Annotated in this window: 20 protein-coding genes; 14 read left to right on the forward strand and 6 right to left on the reverse strand. The window is 64.1% G+C overall.

Features of this window, described 5'->3' with window-relative positions:
- Window positions 1-152: 152 nt before the first annotated feature.
- The 3 genes from AC25MA_RS13010 (at window position 153) to AC25MA_RS13020 (ending at window position 6037) form a co-directional block, all read left to right on the forward strand.
- Window positions 153-1475, forward strand: coding sequence for a hypothetical protein (locus AC25MA_RS13010; RefSeq protein ID WP_486972085.1), 1323 nt, complete (start codon window positions 153-155; stop codon window positions 1473-1475).
- An 88-nt stretch (window positions 1476-1563) separates the two neighbouring features.
- Window positions 1564-3642, forward strand: a complete 2079-nt coding sequence (locus AC25MA_RS13015) for a hypothetical protein (protein ID WP_486972086.1) — start codon at window positions 1564-1566, stop codon at window positions 3640-3642.
- Between the two features lie 256 nt (window positions 3643-3898).
- The gene (locus tag AC25MA_RS13020; RefSeq protein ID WP_486972087.1) at window positions 3899-6037 is read left to right on the forward strand and encodes an autotransporter outer membrane beta-barrel domain-containing protein; all 2139 of its coding nucleotides are present in this window, start codon (window positions 3899-3901) and stop codon (window positions 6035-6037) included.
- 38 nt (window positions 6038-6075) lie between these two features.
- On the opposite strand, the gene AC25MA_RS13025 is transcribed toward AC25MA_RS13020, so the two are convergent.
- Both AC25MA_RS13025 and AC25MA_RS13030 read right to left on the reverse strand, forming a co-directional pair.
- The gene (locus AC25MA_RS13025) at window positions 6076-7125 is read right to left on the reverse strand and encodes an alkene reductase (protein ID WP_062364086.1); all 1050 of its coding nucleotides are present in this window, start codon (window positions 7123-7125) and stop codon (window positions 6076-6078) included.
- A gap of 19 nt (window positions 7126-7144) precedes the next feature.
- Window positions 7145-7447, reverse strand: a complete 303-nt coding sequence (locus tag AC25MA_RS13030) for an ArsR/SmtB family transcription factor (RefSeq protein WP_028689715.1) — start codon at window positions 7445-7447, stop codon at window positions 7145-7147.
- A gap of 151 nt (window positions 7448-7598) precedes the next feature.
- On the opposite strand from AC25MA_RS13030, the gene AC25MA_RS13035 reads away from it, so the two are divergent.
- On the forward strand, window positions 7599-8183 hold the full coding sequence (locus AC25MA_RS13035) for an acyl carrier protein phosphodiesterase (RefSeq protein ID WP_028689714.1): 585 nt from the start codon (window positions 7599-7601) through the stop codon (window positions 8181-8183).
- 10 nt (window positions 8184-8193) lie between these two features.
- Here the strand turns inward: AC25MA_RS13035 and AC25MA_RS13040 are convergent, their stop codons facing one another.
- The gene (locus AC25MA_RS13040; RefSeq protein ID WP_069016098.1) at window positions 8194-8976 is read right to left on the reverse strand and encodes a lysophospholipid acyltransferase family protein; all 783 of its coding nucleotides are present in this window, start codon (window positions 8974-8976) and stop codon (window positions 8194-8196) included.
- Entirely contained in the window at window positions 8976-9731 is a 756-nt protein-coding gene (gene olsB, locus AC25MA_RS13045; protein WP_028689712.1) for an L-ornithine N(alpha)-acyltransferase, read from the reverse strand. Before olsB ends, AC25MA_RS13040 begins: the two co-directional genes overlap by 1 nt.
- A 132-nt stretch (window positions 9732-9863) precedes the next feature.
- Here olsB and AC25MA_RS13050 point away from each other — a divergent pair, with 132 nt between their 5' ends.
- The 7 genes from AC25MA_RS13050 (at window position 9864) to AC25MA_RS13080 (ending at window position 15372) form a co-directional block, all read left to right on the forward strand.
- Entirely contained in the window at window positions 9864-10751 is an 888-nt protein-coding gene (locus AC25MA_RS13050) for an acyl-CoA dehydrogenase middle domain-containing protein (RefSeq protein WP_062364090.1), read from the forward strand.
- Between the two features lie 43 nt (window positions 10752-10794).
- A complete protein-coding gene (locus AC25MA_RS13055; RefSeq protein WP_213883356.1) occupies window positions 10795-11871 on the forward strand; it encodes a serine hydrolase domain-containing protein in 1077 nt (358 codons plus the stop codon).
- A complete protein-coding gene (locus tag AC25MA_RS13060; protein WP_028689709.1) occupies window positions 11868-12164 on the forward strand; it encodes an amidase in 297 nt (98 codons plus the stop codon). The genes AC25MA_RS13055 and AC25MA_RS13060 overlap by 4 nt, the downstream gene beginning before the upstream one ends.
- 44 nt (window positions 12165-12208) lie before the next feature.
- Window positions 12209-12790 carry a YceI family protein gene (locus tag AC25MA_RS13065; RefSeq protein ID WP_028689708.1) on the forward strand — a complete coding sequence of 194 codons (582 nt, stop codon included), beginning with the start codon at window positions 12209-12211 and terminating at the stop codon, window positions 12788-12790.
- Window position 12791: 1 nt separating this feature from the next.
- Window positions 12792-13949 (forward strand): phospholipase D-like domain-containing protein, encoded by a 1158-nt coding sequence (locus AC25MA_RS13070; RefSeq protein ID WP_069016096.1) that lies wholly within the window; start codon window positions 12792-12794, stop codon window positions 13947-13949.
- 73 nt (window positions 13950-14022) lie between these two features.
- Window positions 14023-14601, forward strand: a complete 579-nt coding sequence (locus tag AC25MA_RS13075) for a DJ-1/PfpI family protein (protein WP_062572944.1) — start codon at window positions 14023-14025, stop codon at window positions 14599-14601.
- A gap of 180 nt (window positions 14602-14781) precedes the next feature.
- Entirely contained in the window at window positions 14782-15372 is a 591-nt protein-coding gene (locus AC25MA_RS13080; protein WP_280093107.1) for a GNAT family N-acetyltransferase, read from the forward strand.
- 82 nt (window positions 15373-15454) lie between these two features.
- Here AC25MA_RS13080 and AC25MA_RS13085 read toward each other — a convergent pair whose 3' ends face one another.
- A complete protein-coding gene (locus AC25MA_RS13085; protein WP_011532463.1) occupies window positions 15455-16978 on the reverse strand; it encodes a fumarate hydratase in 1524 nt (507 codons plus the stop codon).
- 273 nt (window positions 16979-17251) lie between these two features.
- On the opposite strand from AC25MA_RS13085, the gene AC25MA_RS13090 reads away from it, so the two are divergent.
- A complete protein-coding gene (locus AC25MA_RS13090) occupies window positions 17252-18172 on the forward strand; it encodes an iron-sulfur-binding ferredoxin reductase (protein WP_486972088.1) in 921 nt (306 codons plus the stop codon).
- 91 nt (window positions 18173-18263) lie between these two features.
- Here the strand turns inward: AC25MA_RS13090 and pyk are convergent, their stop codons facing one another.
- On the reverse strand, window positions 18264-19718 hold the full coding sequence (gene pyk / locus AC25MA_RS13095; protein WP_028690233.1) for a pyruvate kinase: 1455 nt from the start codon (window positions 19716-19718) through the stop codon (window positions 18264-18266).
- Window positions 19719-19899: 181 nt separating this feature from the next.
- On the opposite strand from pyk, the gene AC25MA_RS13100 reads away from it, so the two are divergent.
- Window positions 19900-20286, forward strand: coding sequence for a tol-pal system YbgF family protein (locus tag AC25MA_RS13100; protein WP_028690232.1), 387 nt, complete (start codon window positions 19900-19902; stop codon window positions 20284-20286).
- 123 nt (window positions 20287-20409) lie between these two features.
- Window positions 20410-20769 (forward strand): PilZ domain-containing protein, encoded by a 360-nt coding sequence (locus tag AC25MA_RS13105; protein ID WP_028690231.1) that lies wholly within the window; start codon window positions 20410-20412, stop codon window positions 20767-20769.

The following is a 20769-nucleotide window of genomic DNA, read 5'->3' on the forward strand; positions in this document are numbered from 1 at the left end:
TTGGGGATTTTGGGCAGGTCACGCAAGGGTTTCTTTTTGGTTGGCATACATGCACCTCTTACTCATGTTATGCCCGAACACAAAATTTCTGACACCCTCCCCCAGTGACGGTCGGCCCCTTCACCGTCACCAGCAGCAGTGACGCCACGCCAGTGGCACTGCCGCTGGCCGAGGTGCAGAAGCTCAAGGACAATACCCCGATCACATTCACCTACACGTCGCAGGATCGGGCAGGGAATCTATCGATCGTTTCCGTGCCTCATGACACCCTGCAGTTGCTGTTGCAGGATATCCCCGTCGTTCTCCCTACGCCTGAAGTGCCAGGATTTGACCAGTCGGGCGACCCGCTGATTCTCGACAAAGATGCCCGTGCAGGCATCAACCTGGTGGTTCCCGGGGTCACCGGGGCTCGTATCGGCGATAGGGTCGTCGTGCTTTGGGGAGCCCAACGTTCGGACGAACATGAAGTCACCGTGGTGCCGCCGCCGCCAGAGCCATTGATGAAACTGGTCCTGCTGTATCCGCTTACCAGCGCAGGGCCGAAGACAGGGGCAGTGGCCGTGAGTTATGAATTGTGGCGCGGCGCCTTCAAGATCGGCGACGCGACGCCCCCGGCGAGCGTCAATGTCGACCTGCGGCTGCCGGGTGGGCCCGATCCCGATCCGGAGTTGCCAGGGCATGGCAATCTGGAATTGGCCACCATTGTCGGCGATGCCTCCGGGCAAGTGGATGAGCTGACGCCCGAGGATGTCGCCGCAGGTGCGCAAGTGACCATCCCCTGGCTCGCCGTGGACGGCACTGAACTGTTGGAGGAGGACGATAAACTCCACCTGGTCTGGGGCACACAGCCCTCCCACGCGCTTGCTCCCGTGAGCGCTGCCGAGGCAGCTGCCAAGGTCAACATCAATCGTCCAGTTCCCCCGACCGTGCTGGCCAGCGAGCCCAGTGGCACAGTGCAGATGGCCTATACCGTCACCCGCGTGTTCGGTGCGAGTGGCGAGGAAAACACTGCGCTTTCTCCATCCAAGCCTGTGGACCTACTGCGCGGGGAAGACCTGCCGGGAGGGGGCACTGCGCTCAAGGAGCTTGAATTCACTGACCTCAATCGGTTTGGCGCAATCGATATCGAGAAGGCGCAACGAGCTTTACCGGTGAAAATCGAGCTTTATGGCAACGTGGCGGTGGGCGACACCATTGTGATCCATCTCGGTGCAGACGACAGTCAGCGGCCTACTCCCGGAAACCCTATCCCGGATGCTGAAGAAAACCTCCCGCTCATCAGAATCGAACAGCATCACATAGACAAGGGCGAACTCACCTACCAGATCGAGCGTCGATGGGCGTTCGTAATCTGCACCGGCTCGGCCACCGTCGAGTACACGGCGACGAATGTCCATGGGCCGGTGAAAGCCGGTCACAAACGTGTGCCGGTCTCGGTAAGGGAACCCAGTCAGCCGACGTGCCCGCTGCCTTGAAGTGAAAGTGCCCTGGCGATTGGCCAGGGCACTGTTTCTTCATCTTCCATGGTTGCCTGTGGGCACCTTGACTTTCAGGGGATGACGCATGAGTACCTTTAATGAAGGGGTAAAGGGGACGCTTGAATTCAAAGCACTCGAAGTCTGTGCGCTATTGGATGACGGTTACGATGAGCTCCCTGAACTGTTACCGGGTGACAGGTTAAGTGACGATCTGCAGGTGATCGTCCCGTGGTGGCCCGAGATTGCGGTTGATTACCAAATCGCGTTGACCTGGGACGACGAGATTCTCGAGGCCGAAGAGGGCGCTTATCACTATGTCGAGCAGTCTGAGGCGGAGGATCGCGATCATAAGTTCGAACTCACGCTGCCCGCGTCCTTTTGGCGTTCAGTAGGGGAGGGGAAAGAACGGCGGTTCAGCTTGGGCTACGCTGTTCGCCCTTCTCTGAGCACGGTCTGGGAGCATGGTCCTAGCCGGTTTGTTCGTATTGACAGGCTGGCCCCCGGAGGTGATGAGGGGGCACTGGGAAAGATGGTGTTCCCCAAGGCATTGGAGGACAGGGGTGTAATCCTTGAGTCCGATTTCGAGGAGGGCGTGCTCTGGGTCACGATCAGCGGTTTCTTGCATCAGGCGCTGGGTGACACGATCACGGTCAGTATGACCGATGGCATTGAACGAGTCAGCGCGGGGCCGTTCATCGTGGACAGCGAGAGCGAGCCTACGCCCATCGCATTGCCCCAGGCCAAGTTGCAGACATTGGTTGGCGGGATTCCAATCGCTTTCACCTATCAGATACAGGACCGGGCAGGTAACGAGTCCGCCCTCTCCCTGGCTCATGACAGCCTGGTACTCCAGGTCGTACAACCCCTGTCTGCACCGCGCGTGCTGGATGCCGACGACTCGGGCAACCTTGATTTCAACCTGCTGGGAGATGCCGACGTCCGCATCGTTCTGGACCCCGACGACCGTTGGGTAGTCGGGCAGGCGGTAACGTTGGTCTGGGTGGGCATGACCGCCAATGGCAGCCTTCTGGCGCCTGTGATCAAGCATGGCCAGTTGAAGGCGGGTGGCGTTGAAATCCTTCTGGAGAACGCCCATGCGGCCGCGGTGTTGCAGGGGGATGCACGCCTTGTCTACCGCATTGATGAAAGTGGGATCGGTTCCGATCCACGGATGATCTCCATCATCGGCTCCCTCGAACTTGACGCTCCTGAGGTGGATGAGGCCGCGGACGGTGCGCTCGATCCCGAGAATGTTCCGCCGCAGGGCGCGACGATACGGATCAAGGCTTACCCCCATATGGCCAAGGGCGATCAGATCCTGCTGGAGTGGAATGGCGTGTCCGCTGCTGGCGATCCTCATGATCTTTCCTGGCCGCTCAATGTTCAAAAGGTGGGTGAGCTTGAGCAAAGGGTCGGGAAGGACGAGGTCGAGGTTCTGGTTGGGGGACGGGTCACCGTGTTCTACACGCTGACTGCAGTGGGCGGCGCCCTCTCCGATTCCGCGAATTGCGATCTGCGGGTAGGGCGTGTCGCATTCCCGCGCCCAGAAGTGGAAAAGGCATTCGGTGATAACAAGGACCAGTTGGACTTCAACCGCGACTTCGTCGGGGCCAGCCATGTGAAGGTCACCGTGCGCCAATATGCCGGGATGGCCGGAGACCAGGTCGCGTTAGTGCTGGAAGTGCCGGACCGTGACTACCAGTCCCCCTGGAGAGACGTCGTCGGGCCGGCCGATCTGGTGTTTGAGGTACCCGCTGGCGTGGTGATGAACGGGATTGGGCATACGGTGCCGATCAGCTACAAGATCCTGCGTGATGAAAAGGAGGAAACCTCGGTTGTGCTGGAGCTGAACATTCAGGAACAGCTGCTGGAGATGCAGGCTCCCAGATACATGTCCTTTGCCGGCCAGGAGCCGAAGTTCATCGTGCGCTATCAAGAGGTCAAGAGCGGCGATCAGATCGACATTCACTGGCAGGTTGAAGGGGAACCGTCCAGGCATGCAACGGAGGCGGTGTATCAGGACGCCAGCTATTGGCTTGTGCCAATCGACCCGAACTGGGTTGCCGCAGATGTAAAGAAGACGGTGTACGCCAACTATTCCGTTGTTCCGAAGGTGGGGGAAAAACGGCAGTTTTCGCCTCTTCATGTCTTCACGCCGCGTTAACGGTTCGCCCCGTGTCAATCCCACATTCCATGCGCCATGGCGAGGCAGGTGTCAGTGTTTTCTCGTGCCCTGGCGGAAAAATCCTACAGAAGATTTTTGGATTTCTGTCGAGACTGTTCGCCGTTTCAACAGTGCCGAGGTGCTACGACGACTGGCCGTTCGGTTGACGATGTTTTAGTGGGAGATCGCTATGAGAAGTTCCAGCATACCCTTGAGTGTCGCGGTGGGTCTGATAACTGCCATGTCAGGCGCGGACTTGGCCGAGGCCAAAGTGCTCGACAACCAGAGTGAAACGGTCACTGGCCCGGTCGCGGATACCTATGAGCTGAGAAATGGCTCGACCCTGGAGATCACCGCCACTGGCAGCACAGAGGGTGTAACGGTCTCTAGTGGGTCGACTGTCACTGTCAACGGTGGACAGGTAGCCGCCGCCGGCGCGCAAGCCGGCATCAGCTTGCGCGATGGCACCCAGGCGCTACTCAATGGCGCAACCGTGACGGGTGGCCCGACGGCATCCTCGTTTGGCGTTTCTGCTACCCTGGCCTCCAGCATCCGGGCCCAGGGCAGCACGATTGCAGGTGGCATTGGTGCCTCCCTTGTGCGAGGCAGCAGCCTTGTTCTGGAAGGCAGCACGCTCACCGGGCTGGAGCGTGTCGGCGCCTTTGTCGTCGGTTCCAGTCTGCAAGCCACGGGTGGCAGTCTCGTCAGTGGCAAGACCAATGGTCTGGATGTGCGTCAGGAGTCGGCAGCCAACGGTGGTGGCGGCTCCCGGGTGATCCTGGATGGATCGACGGTCAGGGGCGACACTCAAAGTGCCATCATCGTCAGGGCCGGTTCCGGTAGCTCCACCGGCACCGCACACATTCTGGTGGCCAATGGCAGCCAGCTTATCGGGGGCAATGGCACGATCCTCGAGGTCATCGGTGGCATGACCGCCGACTTCACCGCGGACAACAGCCAGCTGAGCGGCGATGTGGTGGTGGCAGCCGGCAGTACCGCGAACCTGCTGCTGCAGAACAATGCCTCGCTGCGGGGAAACCTGGTCAATGTGCAGAGCCTGGAGCTGAACAGCGGTGGCCGCTGGATCCTGACCAAGGATGGCGAGGTTGGCGAACTGACACTCGACAATGGCACGGTCGATTTCACCGACCGGGACACAACGGCGGGCTTCAAGACCCTGACGGTGGACAACCTCAAGGGCTCGGGCATCTTCGTGATGGACATCGACCTGGCCAGTGGTACCGGCGATCTGCTGAAGGTTACCGGGGCCGCCGAGGGCAGCCACCAGTTGAGCATCGCCAGTACCGGTGCCGATCCGGTCGAAGGGCAGGCGCCGCACCGTATCGTCGAAACCGGTGGCGGCGACGCGACCTTCGGCCTGCTGCACGATATCGATTTCGGTACCTACACCTACACCCTTGAAAAAGGCGAGGGTGAGGACAACTGGTACCTGGTGCAGAAGTTCGACGACAGCGGCAGCCCGATCGTGACGCCGGGCGCCCGTGCGGTGCTGGGGCTGTTCAGCGCCGCGCCCACCGTCTGGTATGGCGAACTGTCCTCGTTGCGCAGCCGCATGGGTGAATTGCGCCTGGGGCATGGCCAGGGCATCTGGATGCGCAGCTACGGCAACCGCTACAACCTCTCGGCCGGCAACGCCGTGGCCTACCAGCAGGATCAGAACGGCGTGAGCTTCGGCGCCGACGGCGCGGTGCCGGGCCACGACGGGCGCTGGTTGCTCGGGGTCATGGGCGGTTACAGCGAGTCCGACCTGGACTTCAGCCTCGGTTCATCCGGCAAGGTCAAGAGCTACTACGTCGGTGCCTACAGCACCTGGATGGCCGACAGCGGTTACTACGTCGACGCGATGCTCAAGTACAACCGCTTTCGTAACAGCAACGACGTGGTAATGAGCGATGGTCGCAAGACCAAGGGTGAATATCACAATGACGGCCTCGGGGCCTCGGTGGAGGTCGGGCGGCACTTCAAGCTGGACGATGGTTGGTATGTCGAGCCGTTCACCCAGTTGTCCACGTTGTGGGTCGATGATGACAGCTACACGTTGGACAACGGCATGCGCGCCCAAAGCGATGGTGCCAACTCGGTGCTCGGCAAGGTTGGTGCCCAGGTCGGGCGCAGCCTGGCGCTGGACAACGGCAGTGTCCTGCAGCCGTACCTGAAAGTCGCGGCGGCTCACGAGTTCATCAAGAGCAACAAGGTGAAGGTCAACGACAACCACTTCACCAACGACCTGTCCGGCACGCGGGGCGAGTTTGCCGTGGGGTTGGCCGCACAGGTGTCCGAGGTGCTGCAGCTGCACGGCGAGTTCCAGTACAGCAACGGCAAGCACATCGAACAGCCGTATGGGGTCAACCTGGGCTTGCGCTACAACTTCTGACCGCTTGGCAAACCCGCTCCTGCAGGTCCTGCAACAGACTACATCCGCGGATAATCGATATACCCCACCGGCCCCCCGGCGTAGAAGGTCTCAGGACGCGGCGCATTGAGCGGCGCATCGGCGGCCAGGCGCGCGGGCAGGTCGGGGTTGGCGATGAACGGGATGCCGAAGGCCACCGCATCGGCCTTGCCGTTGGCCAGGGCCGCGTTGGCGCTGGCCTTGTCGAAGCGTTCGTTGACAATGTAGGGGCCGCCAAACGCCGCCTTGATCTGCGGGCCGATGCTGTCGTCGGCTTCCTTCTCTCGCGAGCAAATGAAGGCGATGCCACGCTTGCCCAGCTCTCGTGCCACGTAGGTGAAGGTCTCGGCACGGTCGGCGTCGCCCATGTCGTGGGCATCCGCCCGTGGCGCCAAGTGCACGCCGACGCGGCCCGGACCCCACACCTCAATGGCGGCGTCGGCGACTTCCAGCAGCAACCGCGCGCGGTTTTCCAGCGAACCGCCATAGCGGTCCGTGCGCTGGTTGGTGCTGCTCTGCAGGAACTGGTCGAGCAGGTAGCCGTTGGCGCCGTGGATCTCCACGCCGTCGAAACCGGCGGCCTTGGCGTTTTCGGCGCCGCTGCGGTAGGCCTCGACGATATCGGCGATCTCCTCGGTTTCCAGGGCTCGTGGCGTCGGGTAGTCGCTCTGTGGGCGCACCAGACTGACATGGCCCTTGGGCTGGATCGCGCTGGGGGCCACCGGCAGCTCGCCGTTCAGGTACGACGGGTGGGAGATGCGCCCGACATGCCACAGCTGCAGGAAGATGCGCCCGCCGGCGGCGTGGATGGCCTTGGTCACGTTGTGCCAGCCGCGTACCTGCTGGTCGTTCCAGATCCCCGGTGTATCCGGGTAGCCAACGCCCATCGGCGTGACCGAGGTCGCTTCGCTGAGGATCAGGCCGGCGCTGGCGCGCTGCACGTAGTACTCGGCCATCAGCGCATTGGGCACGCGGCCTTCGTCGGCGCGGCAGCGGGTCAGCGGGGCCATGATGATGCGGTTGGGCAGTTCCAGGTCGCCCAGGGTGATCGGGTCGAACAGCGTAGTCATGTGCAAAGCCTCGCTTGGATCAGAGCGCTTGGCTCATTTGCTCGAGGAACGCCTTGATGGTCGCCTCGTTGCGTTTGAAGAAATGCCACTGGCCGATCTTCTGGCTGCTGATCAGGCCGGCGCGTTGCAGGGTGGCCAGGTGGGCGGAGACGGTCGACTGCGACAGACCGCAGCGTTGGTCGATTTGCCCGGCACACACACCGTGTTCGGTGCTGTGGTGCTGGTCGGGGAACTGCGCGGCCGGGTCTTTCAGCCAGTTGAGGATGTCTCGCCGGACCGGGTGGGCCAGTGCTTTTATGATTTCGTCGAGATCGAGGGGCATGGTTGGCTCGTGGTGTGTAGCGGTATATCGCGATGGGGCGAAATATAAATCGTTGCATCGCGATATACAAATATGAAAGGGTTCTGAGGCAAGCGTCATTGGCTATATCGGTTCATGACGATTGGCTGTGGGGCGGTGCTAGACTGGCGCCATGAACTACCTCGCGCACCTTCATCTCGGCGGCCCGGCGCCGCAACAACTGCTCGGCAGCCTGTATGGCGATTTCGTCAAGGGCGCGCTGGAGGGGCGTTTTCCGCCAGCGCTGGAGGCTTCGATCCGGCTGCACCGGCATATCGACAGCTACACCGACAGCCATCCGCTGGTGCTGGCGGCGCTGGCGCGTTTCCGGCGTGAGCGGCGACGCTTCGCCGGAATCGTGCTGGATGTGTTTTTCGATCATTGCCTGGCCAGGAGCTGGGGGGACTACGCGGAGCAGCCGCTGGCGCAGTTCACCGGCGACTTCTACAAAGTACTGCTGGCTGAGCCGCAGCTGCCGGGCCGGCTGGCGCGGATCGCGCCGTTCATGGCAGCGGATGACTGGTTGGGGGCGTATGGCGACTTCGCCACCCTGGAACAGGTGTTTGGCGGTATTGCCCGGCGCTTGTCGCGGCCCGAGGGGATGGACGGGATGATGGGAGAGCTGGAGCGGCTGTACGAGCCGCTGCTGGCGGATTTTCGCGAGTTCTATCCGCAACTGCAGGCGTTTGCGGCAGCGCGAAGACGCCCCTCCAACTGACGTCAGCTATTCAGGCTGCCTTGGCCTGGCGTCGCGGCTCGACATCCTCTATGCCGAACAACGCAAGATGCACTGCCTGCTGTGCCTGGAACGCCAGCGCCGCGCGCTCCTGGCCTTCACTGCCGATCGGCGCTAGCAGGTGAATCACCACCTCGCCCCGGTCTTGCCCGAACAGCCGCAGCAGATGGGACACCAGGTCGTCATCGCCTATGAACGGCGCAATCGGATCGGGTTGGCCCGCGCGAAGATACTGGATCGCCACCGGCTGTAACGGCGTGCCACGGTCGATGGCCCCGGCCAGCAGACGTCCATGGAAGGTGCGCAGGGTGCGACCGTCAGTGGTGGTGCCTTCCGGAAAGATCAGCAGGGGACGTTGCTCGCCCAACTGTTCGCTGATCTGTTGGCGCAGGCGCTGGGCATCGCCACCGCCACGGCGGATGAACAGGGTCCCGGCCTTCTCGGCCAGCCAGCCGGCCACCGGCCAGTGCCGCACCTCGGCCTTGGACAGGAACGACAGCGGCGTAAGCATGCCGAGCAGCGGGATGTCGGTCCACGACACATGGTTGCAGATCCACAGCATCGGCCGTTGCGGCAGTTCACCCTTGACCTTGACGTCGAAGGGCAGGGCGGCGACCAGGCGGCCCATGAACAGGCGTGTCCAGCGCTGGCGACGTTCGATCGAGGCTTTCAGGCCCAGGCGTTCGCCCAGGGCAATGATGCTGGCCATTGCCAGCCCCAGTGCCAGTACCAGGAACAGCCGCAACAGGCGGGCAGTGGCCCGCAGACGCGGCATCAGACCGCCGCCTTGAAGTGACGGGCGTAGCGCGGGCAGAGGTCGTCGCGCTTGAGCAGGATGAACACGTCGGCGACCTGGAAGTCCTCGTCCCAGCAAGGCTCGCCGCAGATCTTCGCGCCCAGGCGCATGTAGGCCTTGAGCAGCGGTGGCATTTCGGCGATGACGTTGTTCGGCAGCGGCAGACTGGGCAGTGGGTTCTTCGGTTCGGCGCGCAGGTGCTCGGTGCACAGGTAGCGTTCGCGCAGGCGCTGCATGATCGCGTGGGCCTGCACGCCACCGTCCTGCATGGGGATGCTGGCGCAACCCATCAGGTAGCTGTAGCGGCCTTCGTTGAGCACTTCGGCCAATTCGCTCCAGAGCACGGCGATGGTGCCGCCGTTGCGGTAGGCCGGGTCGACGCAGGTACGGCCCAGTTCGAGGATCGGGCCTTGTAGCTGCAACAGGCCGTGCAGGCTGAATTCTTCTTCGCTGTAGAAGCGACCCAGGCTGCTGGCGGCCTGGTGGTCGAGCAGGCGGGTGGTGGCGACGAGCTGGCCGGTGGCCAGGTCGCGCACGCCGATGTGGCGGCAGTGGATGTCGTAGTCGTCCATGTCCAGGCCGTGTTCGGCGCCCTTGAGCTTGGCCTTGAATTCGGCGCTGAACACCTTGAAGCGCAGGGCCTGTGCTTCCTGCAGGGCCGCGGCGCCGACCAGGCGTTCGGCTTGCAGACGGCGTTCAGTGCTGTTGTCGCCAGAGCGAGCGATCCGAGTCATTGCGAGTCTCCATAAGCCAGCCAAAGGGTTGCGGCCGGTCGGCTTTGTTGTGCAAAGTCAGCCTAGGTACGCCCGGTGTCACCCCTGTGAATCTTTGGTGATGCTTGCGTGACACCCCACAAGGAGCTTGCGATGGCCTGGTTGCAACGACTCAATGACCCCTTGCGCCACCCGCTGGCGGCGACCCTGGGCGAAACCTACGCGGCGGTACTCGAGCGCCTGGGCGCCGTCGCGCCGTTCGAGCTGGCGGTGCTGGGCGGGCGCGCCATGGCCACGCCGGGCCTGGCCTTCCTGCTCGGTTACCAGGCGGCGCTGCGCGTGCTTTGGCCCAGCGCGCCCGCCAGCCTGGGGGCGTTGTGCGCCACCGAGCGGCGCAGCGTGCGCCCTGCGGACATGCACACCCGTCTCGATGGCTTGCGCCTGAGCGGCAGCAAGGACTTCGTCACCGCCGGGCTGGATGCTGAATGGCTGTTGGTGGCGGCGCGCCACGAGGGCGTGGGCGAGGCGCCGCGCTTGCAGCTGGCGGTGGTCTATCCGGGCGAGCCAGGGGTAAGCCTCGAAGCGTTGCCGACCCTGCCGTTGATGCCTGAAGTCGGCCATGGCCGCCTGCAGCTCAAGGAAGCCGCGTGCGAGTTGCTGGCCGGCGATGGTTGGGACGCCTACGTCAAACCGTTCCGCTCCCTTGAAGACCTTTATGTGCTCGCCGCGCTGGTGGCCTGGCTGTATGGCGTGGCCCAGGAGTGCGCCTGGCCGCAGGACCTGCGCCTGCGGCTGATCGGGCTGCTGGCCGGTTGTGCCGAGGGCAGCCGGCAATGCCCTGACAGCGTGGCCTGCCACTTGCTGCTGGGTGGCCTGTTTGCCCAGTTCCAGGGCTTGCGGGGCGAGATCGACCAGGCGTTGGCCGCCGGGCCCGGGCACTGGGCGCAATTGTGGCAGCGCGACCAGGGCCTGCTGGCGCTGGCCGGCGTGGCCCGTGACAAGCGCCTTGCCAAGGCCTGGAGCGCCGCCGGATTGTCATGAAAGCCTGAGAGGCTGGGGAGCCTTTGAACCTGGGCTGCTCCCGATGAAGTCACTATTGCTTGCCCTGGCCATGACCGCTGGCCCTGCCTGGGCCGAATACTGGCCCTCGGCGCAATGGCCGGTCGATAACGCCGTCATCGACTGGCAGGCGGTCGACACCTACGCCTTCGCGCCGCGTGATGCCGAACGCGGCGGCATTCGCACCGACGCGCTGTTGATCATCCGCGATGGTCGTATTCTGCATGAGCGCTATACCGAACCAACCCAAGCCGACACGCCGCACCTGACCTGGTCGGTGAGCAAAAGCGTGCTGGCCACGGTCATGGGCGTGGCCTACGGCGAGGGGCGTTTCAGGCTTGATGACCCGGCCGCCCGTTACTACCCGGCCCTACAGCGACATCCTGGGCTGCGCCTGGCCGACCTGCTGCACTGGGCCAGCGGCCTGGCCTGGCAGGAGGACTACGAATACGCGCCCCTGAAGTCGTCGGTGGTGGCCATGCTCTATACCCGTGGCCGTGCTGATATGCCGGCCTACGCGGCGGCAATGCCCGCTGCCAATGTGCCCGGCACGCAGTTCGCCTATTCCAGCGGCGACAGCAACCTGCTCGCCGCCAGCCTGCGCGGCATGCTCGATCCCGCGGGCTATGCCGACTACCCCTGGCAGTCCCTGTTCATCCCGCTGGGGATCGACAGCGCGGTCTGGGAACGGGATGGGGCGGGCACCTATGTTGGCTCTTCCTATCTTTATCTGAATGCCCGCGACCTGGCGCGCATCGGCCTGCTGATGCAGCGCGACGGATGCTGGCGCGAGGGCCGGTTGCTGCCGACCGATTGGGTGGCGTTCAACCGTACCCTGTTCAACGCCGCCCAGCCGGTGCCGGGCGAAGCCAACCCCGGCGGCCATTGGTGGCTCAACCAGCCGCTGCCCGGGCAGCCGGCGCCGTGGCCGGATGCGCCAGCGGACACCTTCGCCGCGCTCGGCCATTGGGGCCAAGCCCTCTATGTGCTGCCTTCGCACAAACTGGTGATCGTGCGCTACGCCGATGACCGCGACGCCAGCTTCAGCCACAACGAACTGCTCAAGCGGGTACTGGCCGCCGTGGCGGGGGAGGGCGCATGAAGCGGGTCGTGCTCGTGGTGTTGCTGGCCGGGTTGGCCTGGGCCTGGCATGAGCGCCAGGCGCTGGCGGACTTCCCGGGCATTCTTTCGGCCTATTCGGCCAAGGAGTATTGCTCGTGCCGCTTCGTCATGGGCTTTGCTGAGACCTACTGCCGTGGCTATGTGCAGCAGTACCTGCCCTTGAGCCTGCTGGAGGAGGACGGCGCCCGGCGTCTGGTCACCGCCGAAGGCATGGGGCGGCGCAACCAGGCCGCCTGGCAGGGCGCGCGTGAGGGCTGCCGCTTGCTGCCGTGAAACCGTGCGGGTAAGGTTGACGGCCTTGATTTACAGGATTTCACATGTTCAAGCCGTCTCGCCTGCTGCCCGCCCTCCTGCTCGCCCTGTGCCTGCCCGCTCACGCCAACTGGCACCTGGACGGCGAGTCCTCGCGCCTGTCCTTCGTCACCGGCAAGAACGGCAATATCGCCGAGGTCAACCGATTCCTGGTGCTGCACGGCAAGGTCGACCGCAAGGGCGCCGCCGAAGTGAGCATCGAAATGGACTCGATCAGCAGCGGTATCCCACTGCGCGATGAGCGCATGCGCGACAACCTGTTCGTCTTTGAGCAGTTCCCCGAGGCCACGGTGCAGGCGCAGATCGACCTGCGTCCGATCAACGATCTGGCCAGTGGCGCGCAACTGGAGCTGCGCCTGCCGGTCAGTGTCACCCTGCATGGGCAGACCCGTAGTTACAACACCCTGCTGCTGGCCACGCGCCTGGATGAGCGACGATTCCAGGTGGTGACTCTCGAGCCGCTGATCCTGCGCGCCTCGGACTTCGGCCTGCTGCCGGGCCTGGAAAACCTGCGCAAGCTGGCCGGGCTCAAGTCGATCAACCCCTCGGTGCCGGTGAGCGCGGTGCTGATCTTCACCGCCCGCTGACATGCCGGGGCCGGTCTTCCCCTGGCGGGATGGCAACCAGTTCGAACTGCTGATCGACGGCCCCGAATTCTTTCCGCGCATGCTGCTGGCGATCGTGCGCGCCGAATTCCAGGTCGACCTGGAGCTGTACCTGGTCGAGGGCGGCGCCTGCGCCGAGGCGGTGGTCGAGGCCCTGGAGCAAGCGGCGCGACGCGGCGTGCGGGTGCGCTGCCTGTTCGATGACTACGGCTCGCTGGCCTTCCCCACGGTGCTGCGCGAGCGCCTGCTGGCGGCGGGAGTCTACCTGCGCTGGTACAACCGCCTGCGCTGGCGCCGGGGCCTGCGCAACCTCTATCGCGATCACCGCAAGCTGCTGCTGGTGGATGAGCGGCTGGCGGTGGTCGGCGGTACCGGGGTCACCGATGAATTCTGGACGCCGGGCGAGGAGGCCAGCGAATGGCACGAGGTGATGGTGCGCATGCAGGGACCGATCGTCACTGATTGGCAACTGTTGTTTGATCGCCAGTGGCACGCTAACCAGCGCCGCACGGCGTGGCGCCCACCCGAGGGCTTCGGCCTGCCGCGCCTGCCCCAGGTGCCGGCCAAGGGCCAGGGCCTGGGCCGGGTGGCCTATGCCGACGCCCGCCAGCACAAGGACATCCTGCATGCGCTGGTCCGCGCTTTGAACAGCGGCCAGCGTCGTATCTGGCTGGCCACGCCCTATTTTCTGCCGACCTTCAGCGTGCGCCGCTCACTGCGCCGTGCCGCGCAGAAGGGCATCGATGTACGCCTGCTGCTGACCGGGCCGCGCACCGACCACCCTGCGGTGCGGTACGCTGGCCACCGCTATTACCCGCGGCTGCTGCGCGCAGGGGTGCGCATCTTCGAGTACCAGCCGTGCTTCCTGCACCTGAAGATGGTGCTGGTGGATGACTGGGTCAGCGTGGGGTCGTGCAACTTCGATCACTGGAACCTGCGCTTTAACCTCGAAGCCAACGTCGAGGCCATCGACCCTCCGTTGACCGCCGCGGTGGCCGTCAGCTTCGAGCGCGATTTCGCCCAGAGCCTGGAGGTTGACCTGGCGCGCTGGCACGCGCGGCCATTGTGGCGGCGGATCCAGCAACGCCTGTGGGGCTGGCTTGACCGGGTGGTGGCCAACCTGTTGGACCGGCGCAACTAGTCGTGTATATCGTGCTCGGGCAAACCGGACTATCTTGCAGGATTGTTCCCAGACAAGCGAAGGAGTGGATGCGATGACGGCGAAGAAGATTCTCATGCTGGTGGGCGACTACGTCGAGGACTACGAGGTCATGGTGCCATTCCAGGCCCTGGCCATGGTTGGCCACACCGTCCATGCCGTGTGCCCGGAGAAGATTGCCGGGCAGACGGTGCGCACGGCGATCCACGATTTCGAGGGCGAGCAGACCTACAGCGAGAAGCCGGGGCACAATTTCGCCCTGAACTACGACTTCGTCCAGGTGCGCGCCGAAAGCTACGACGCGCTGCTGATCCCCGGTGGCCGCGCCCCGGAGTATCTGCGCCTGAACGACAGGGTGCTGGAGCTGGTCAAGGCCTTCGACCAGGCCGGCAAGCCCATTGCGGCCGTGTGCCATGGGGCCCAGTTGCTGGCGGCGGCAGGCGTGCTGGAAGGGCGCGAGTGCAGCGCCTATCCCGCTTGTGCGCCCGAGGTACGGCTGGCGGGTGGGCGGTTCATCGATATCGCGGTGGACCAGGCCCATGTCGACGGGAATCTGGTGACGGCGCCTGCCTGGCCTGCGCATCCGGCGTGGCTGGCGGCGTTTCTGAAAGTGTTGGGAACCCGTATCTCCTGACCGACACGGTTGAGCTTTGTAGGCGATCGCCCAGCCCCACAGGCGTTGCCGCGCCGGGAACTGTCCCCTGTGGGAGTAGCGGTCATGGAGAAATACCTGTCGCGCAGGGGAAAGGCCGCGGGGCTGGGGGGATGCTAGGGTGGGCCTCAGTCACAGCCATCGACAGGACGACCGCCCCGCATGGAAATACGTCTGCTCCATGGCGCCGCCATCGCGCCTTACATCGATGACCTCGCGCGCCTGCGCCTGGCGCTGTTTCGCGAGTTTCCCTATCTCCTGGACAGTTCCCTGAGTCACCAGGCCGATTACCTGGCCAATTACGCCGAGTCCGGACGCAGCCTGGTGGTGCTGGCGTTGGACGGCAACCAGCTGGTGGGCGCCGCCACCGGCCTGCCGCTGGCGGATGTCGATCTCGAGTTGCAGCAACCGTTCCTCGCCCAGGGCCGTGATCCGGCCTCGGTCTATTACTTCGGCGAGTCTGTGCTGCTGCCGGCTTACCGTGGACAGGGGCTTGGCGTGCGCTTTTTTATCGAACGCGAGTCCTACGCGCACAAGCTGGCCGAGTTCGACTGCTGCGCCTTCTGTGCGGTGGAGCGTCCGTCTGGACACCCACGGCGTCCGGCGGACTACAAACCATTGCAGGGGTTCTGGCGCAACCGCGGCTTTCTGCATGAACCGTCGCTGCGTACCGCCTATCGTTGGCGAGACCTCGACGAGCAGGCGCAGTCGGCCAAGATCATGTCGTTCTGGCTCAAGGCGCTGCCTGCGTGATCTTGCCTGAGTCACCCAAGCGAGCGCCGTCAACGAAAACGCCCGACATAAGCCGGGCGTTTCGTTGACCGCGAACGGTGCTTTACTTCACTTCCACCGCTAGGCTCTCGGCGATCTTGCTCTGCCACAGCGCGGGACCGGTGATGTGCACCGACTCGCCCTTGCTGTCCACCGCGACGGTGACCGGCATGTCCTTCACTTCGAACTCGTAGATCGCTTCCATGCCCAGCTCGGCGAAGGCCAGGACCTTCGACTTGCGGATGGCCTGGGCCACCAGGTAGGCGGCGCCGCCGACGGCCATCAGGTACACGGCCTTGTTGTCCTTGATCGCCTCGATGGCGGTTGGGCCGCGTTCGGACTTGCCAATCATGCCCAGCAGGCCGGTCTGTTCGAGGATCTGGCGGGTGAACTTGTCCATGCGGGTAGCGGTGGTCGGACCGGCCGGGCCCACCACTTCGTCACCGACCGGGTCGACCGGGCCGACGTAGTAGATGAAGCGGCCCTTGAGGTCGACCGGCAGCTCTTCGCCACGGTTGAGCATCTCGACCATGCGCTTGTGCGCGGCATCGCGACCGGTGAGCATCTTGCCATTGAGCAGGATGGTCTCGCCCGGCTTCCAGCTGGCGACCTCTTCCGGGGTGATGTCGTCGAGGTTGACGCGACGGGCGCTCGGACCGGCTTCCCAGACGATTTCCGGGTAGGCGTCCAGCGACGGCGCTTCCAGCTCGGCAGGGCCGGAACCATCCAGCACGAAGTGGGCGTGACGGGTGGCGGCGCAGTTGGGGATCATGCACACCGGCAGCGAGGCGGCGTGGGTCGGGTAGTCCATGATCTTGACGTCGAGCACCGTGGTCAGGCCGCCCAGGCCCTGGGCGCCGATGCCCAGCTGGTTGACCTTGTCGAACAGCTCGAGGCGGATCTCCTCAAGACGGTTCTGCGGGCCACGGGCCTTCAGCTCATGGATGTCGATGGACTCCATCAACACTTCCTTGGCCATGACCGCGGCTTTCTCGGCGGTGCCGCCGATGCCGATGCCGAGCATGCCAGGCGGGCACCAGCCGGCGCCCATGGTGGGGACGGTCTTGAGCACCCAGTCGACGATCGAGTCGGACGGGTTGAGCATGGCCATCTTGGACTTGTTCTCCGAGCCGCCGCCCTTGGCCGCGACATCGACCTCGACCTTGTCGCCGGGGACGATGGAGTAGTGGATCACGGCCGGGGTGTTGTCCTTGGTGTTCTTGCGGGCACCGGCCGGGTCGGCCAGAATCGAGGCGCGCAGGACGTTCTCGGGCAGGTTGTAGGCGCGGCGCACACCTTCGTTGATCATGTCGTCGACGCTCAGGGTGGCGCCGTCCCAGCGTACGTCCATGCCGACGCGGATGAACACGGTGACGATACCGGTGTCCTGGCAGATCGGGCGGTGGCCGGTGGCGCACATGCGCGAGTTGATCAGGATCTGGGCGATCGAGTCACGCGCGGCTGGCGACTCTTCACGCAGGTAGGCTTCGTGCATCGCCTGGATGAAGTCGACGGGGTGGTAGTACGAGATGAATTGCAGGGCGTCGGCGACGCTCTGAATCAGGTCGTCTTGCTTGATCACGGTCATGCAGCGCGCTCCTCTTAAAGACGGGAACATTCGAAAAGGCATTCCGACAGTGCACACCGGTATGTCAGGAACGCCTGGCAAGGCGCCGGCTGGTCGGGCCGGCACAAAAAGGCGCGGCAGTATACCGTGCCGCGCCTTCGGAAACACCTGCACGTGGTCTGGACCAAGGTCGGCAGGGAAAGGGCATCCTTTTTGCTGATGGCATGCGATGCTGTGGCACTGGGGCGCAAAGCGGCTCCCAGGACAATCTTGAATCAGACGAGAAACCTGACCATGCCCGAACTTTGCGTGGGCGAGCACCTGTGGACCGTGCCTAGCGGCAGCAACCTGCTGGATGCCCTCAACGAGGCAGGCCTGAACGTGCCCTACAGCTGCCGCGCTGGCAGCTGCCACGCCTGCCTGGTGCGCTGTCTGGACGGTATCCTCATTGACGCCAAACCCGAGGCACTGGCGGCGGACAAGCGCGAGCAGGGCTGGCGTCTGGCCTGCCAGTGCTCGGTCGCCGGCGACTTGCGGGTGGCGTTGTTCGACCCCCGAAACGATGGCCTGCCGGCCACGGTGATTGGCCTGGACTGGTTCGCTGATGTGCTGCGCCTGAGGCTGCGACCGGAGCGGGCGCTGCGCTACCAGGCCGGGCAGCACCTGGTGTTGTGGCGCGGCGGCGTTGCACGGCCTTACTCGCTGGCGAGCGTGCCAGGCGAGGACGACTTTCTTGAATTTCACCTGGATTGCCGCCGTCCCGGGGCGTTCTGCGACCAGGTGAGGCAGCTTCTGCTGGGGGATGTGCTGAGGCTTGGCGAACTGCGAGGCGGTGCGCTGCACTACGACCCGGAATGGCAGGCGCGGCCGCTCTGGCTGCTGGCGGCGGGCACCGGGCTGGCGCCGTTATGGGGCATCCTGCGCGAGGCGTTGCGACAGGGGCATCAGGGGGAAATTCGGGTGCTGCACGTGGCACACACCGCTGAGGGGCACTATCTGGCGCAGTCGTTACAGGCGCTGGACGGAGTGACGGTCGAATGGGTGTTGGCGGCGCAGCTGGATGAAGCGCTGGCTGGATTGAAGCTGATGTCGCGTCAGACCATGGCGCTGGTGTGCGGGTCGCCCGGGAGCGTGGAGCGCTTTGCCCGACGGCTGTTCATTGCCGGGGTGCCACGTAATCAGATCTTTGCGGACGTATTTACCGAGCATGTTTGAGGGCTGAAAAGCATCGCGGGGCAAGCCCGCTCCCACAATGCCGACACCGGCGTGGGAGCGGGCTTGCCCCGCGATAGGGACTGCCGAGGAATCAGCCGACCAGCGGATCACCGACATGCAGGATCTTCATGCCATTGGTGCCGCCGATGGTGTGGTAGCTGTCGCCCTTGGTCAGGATCACCCAGTCACCTTGCTCGACCAGGCCACGCTTGAGCAGCTCGTCGACCGCCGCCTGGCTCACCTTGTCGGCCGGCAGCGAGGCCGGATCGAAGGCGATCGGGTAGACGCCGCGGAACATGTTGGCACGGGCCTGGGTGGCGCGGTGTGGCGACAGGGCGAAGATCGGCACGTGCGAACGCAGGCGCGACATGATCAGCGGGGTATAGCCACTTTCGGTGAGGGCGATGATCGCCTTGACGCCGGGGAAGTGGTTGGCGGTGTACATCGCCGCCAGGGCGATGGACTCGTCGCAGCGCTCGAACGTGGTGTGCAGGCGGTGGCTGGACTTCTGGCTGGTCGGGTGCTTCTCGGCGCCCGAGCAGATACGGGCCATGGCCTGCACGGCTTCGATCGGGTAGGCACCGGCGGCGCTTTCGGCCGACAGCATCACCGCGTCGGTGTTGTCCAGCACGGCGTTGGCCACGTCGGACACTTCGGCGCGGGTCGGCATCGGGTTCTGGATCATCGACTCCATCATCTGGGTCGCCACGATCACCGCCTTGTTGTTGCGGCGGGCGTGCTGGATGATCTTCTTCTGGATGGCGATCAGCTCGGCGTCGCCGATTTCCACGCCCAGGTCGCCACGGGCAACCATGACGGCGTCGGAAGCGAGAATCAGCTGGTCGAGGGTCTCGTCGTCGGCGACCGCTTCGGCGCGTTCGATCTTGGCCACCAGCCAGGCGCTGCCGCCGGCTTCGTCACGCAGCTTGCGCGCGTACTCCATGTCGCTGGCGTCACGCGGGAACGACACGGCCAGGTAGTCCAGGTCCATTTCCGCGGCCAGCTTGATGTCGGCCTTGTCTTTTTCGGTCAGGGCCGGCGCGGTCAGGCCGCCACCCTTGCGGTTGATGCCTTTGTGGTCGGACAGCGGGCCACCGATGATGACCACGCAGTGCAGGGCATCGGCGGTTGCGGTTTCGACACGCATGACCACACGGCCGTCGTCGAGCAGCAGTTCGTCACCGACGCCGCAGTCCTTGACCAGGTCGGGGTAGTCGATGCCGACGATATCCTGGTTGCCTTCGGTCAGCGGGTGGGCGGTGGAGAAGGTGAACGTGTCACCGACTTTCAGTTCGATGCGCTTGTTGGCGAACTTGGCGATGCGGATCTTCGGACCCTGCAGGTCGCCCAGCAGCGCGACATGGCGGCCGTTCTTGGCGGCGATGTCACGGATCAGGCGGGCGCGGGCCTTGTGCTCGTCCGGGGTGCCGTGGGAGAAGTTCAGGCGTGCCACGTCCAGGCCGGCGAGGATCAGCTGTTCGATCACTTCCGGCGAGTTGCTGGCGGGGCCAAGGGTGGCGACGATTTTGGTACGGCGGATGGTCATGCACAGACTCCTATAGTGAAGCGCAGCGAAAGGCTACTCCTCAATTGCGCTGTAGTCATTGTTCCGTTGCACTACCCGCACACGAAGCAGGGTTGCATTTGAACGGCGCGGGTATGCTTGCAAAAGGCGGTGAAGATTTGTCGTGAAAGGCCGATACACTGCCCATCAAAGGAGAATTCCCATGCGCACCCTGATCGTTTTGACCATGGCGGCCAGTGTCGTCGGCTGCACCCGTTGGTCCATGGACCACCATTTGAACAATGCCTATCGCGCCTACGATCGTGGCGATTGCGCGAAAGTCATGCTGGAGCTGTCACAGGTCGACCGCACCAGCCGCGCCCGTCCGTTCATCCACCCGGAAGTGTCGCTGTTGCGTGGCCAGTGCCTGGAGCGGCAGAAGCTCTACGTCGATGCGGCGCAGACCTATCAGTACCTGATCCAGCAGTACCCACGCAACGAGTACGCCTACCGTGCCCAGGCCCGTCTGCAGACGCTGGATAAGCTCGGCTACCTGCGTGGCAGCGAGGCGGCGGTGGCCAATCCGGTGAAGACTACACCTTGGCGTTAATCCCAAGGTGTCGATGATTTCATGTAGTCCGTCCGTCGGACTGGGCTAATCTGTTAAAGAGTTGTAACGATCATCGCCAGTACCTTGTCTTCCTGGCTCCAGGTACAGGACTTCACTGCGATCATGTTTATCGAGCGACACATACAACGTCATCAACTGCCTTGCGTGCTCAAGGTGTTCAACCGCTGCACCGACCAGCAGATCGGTTATCTGGGCAACGCTTCGGAAGATGGCCTGATGCTGATCAGCCAGTTGCCGGTGCTGGTGGGGCCCGACTTCGAGTTGCAGCTGCGGGTGCCCCTCGCCGGCGGTGGCCTGCAGTTCATCAACCTGACGGCCAGTTGCCTGTGGTGCCGCGAAGATGAGACGCCGGGGCATTTCGATGCCGGTTTCATGCTGCTGCAGGCACCGCAGGAATACGATGAGTTTGTCCGCACCCTGCGCGACTTCTTCAGCTTCCGTCCCATGAACGCCTCCGCCTGA

The sequence above is a fragment of the Pseudomonas sp. P65(2024) genome (genome assembly GCF_057480955.1).

Coding starts and splice junctions, on each gene's coding strand:
- AC25MA_RS13015 (WP_486972086.1), top strand. CDS start 1,564: ATGAGTACCTTTAATGAAGGGGTAAAGGGGACGCTTGAATTCAAAGCA.
- AC25MA_RS13025 (WP_062364086.1), bottom strand. CDS start 7,125: ATGACTACGCTGTTCGACCCGATCACCCTGGGCGACCTGGAACTGCCC.
- AC25MA_RS13030 (WP_028689715.1), bottom strand. CDS start 7,447: ATGCCCCTCGATCTCGACGAAATCATAAAAGCACTGGCCCACCCGGTC.
- AC25MA_RS13035 (WP_028689714.1), top strand. CDS start 7,599: ATGAACTACCTCGCGCACCTTCATCTCGGCGGCCCGGCGCCGCAACAA.
- AC25MA_RS13040 (WP_069016098.1), bottom strand. CDS start 8,976: ATGCCGCGTCTGCGGGCCACTGCCCGCCTGTTGCGGCTGTTCCTGGTA.
- olsB (WP_028689712.1), bottom strand. CDS start 9,731: ATGACTCGGATCGCTCGCTCTGGCGACAACAGCACTGAACGCCGTCTG.
- AC25MA_RS13050 (WP_062364090.1), top strand. CDS start 9,864: ATGGCCTGGTTGCAACGACTCAATGACCCCTTGCGCCACCCGCTGGCG.
- AC25MA_RS13055 (WP_213883356.1), top strand. CDS start 10,795: ATGAAGTCACTATTGCTTGCCCTGGCCATGACCGCTGGCCCTGCCTGG.
- AC25MA_RS13060 (WP_028689709.1), top strand. CDS start 11,868: ATGAAGCGGGTCGTGCTCGTGGTGTTGCTGGCCGGGTTGGCCTGGGCC.
- AC25MA_RS13065 (WP_028689708.1), top strand. CDS start 12,209: ATGTTCAAGCCGTCTCGCCTGCTGCCCGCCCTCCTGCTCGCCCTGTGC.
- AC25MA_RS13070 (WP_069016096.1), top strand. CDS start 12,792: ATGCCGGGGCCGGTCTTCCCCTGGCGGGATGGCAACCAGTTCGAACTG.
- AC25MA_RS13075 (WP_062572944.1), top strand. CDS start 14,023: ATGACGGCGAAGAAGATTCTCATGCTGGTGGGCGACTACGTCGAGGAC.
- AC25MA_RS13080 (WP_280093107.1), top strand. CDS start 14,782: ATGGAAATACGTCTGCTCCATGGCGCCGCCATCGCGCCTTACATCGAT.
- AC25MA_RS13085 (WP_011532463.1), bottom strand. CDS start 16,978: ATGACCGTGATCAAGCAAGACGACCTGATTCAGAGCGTCGCCGACGCC.
- AC25MA_RS13090 (WP_486972088.1), top strand. CDS start 17,252: ATGCCCGAACTTTGCGTGGGCGAGCACCTGTGGACCGTGCCTAGCGGC.
- pyk (WP_028690233.1), bottom strand. CDS start 19,718: ATGACCATCCGCCGTACCAAAATCGTCGCCACCCTTGGCCCCGCCAGC.
- AC25MA_RS13100 (WP_028690232.1), top strand. CDS start 19,900: ATGCGCACCCTGATCGTTTTGACCATGGCGGCCAGTGTCGTCGGCTGC.
- AC25MA_RS13105 (WP_028690231.1), top strand. CDS start 20,410: ATGTTTATCGAGCGACACATACAACGTCATCAACTGCCTTGCGTGCTC.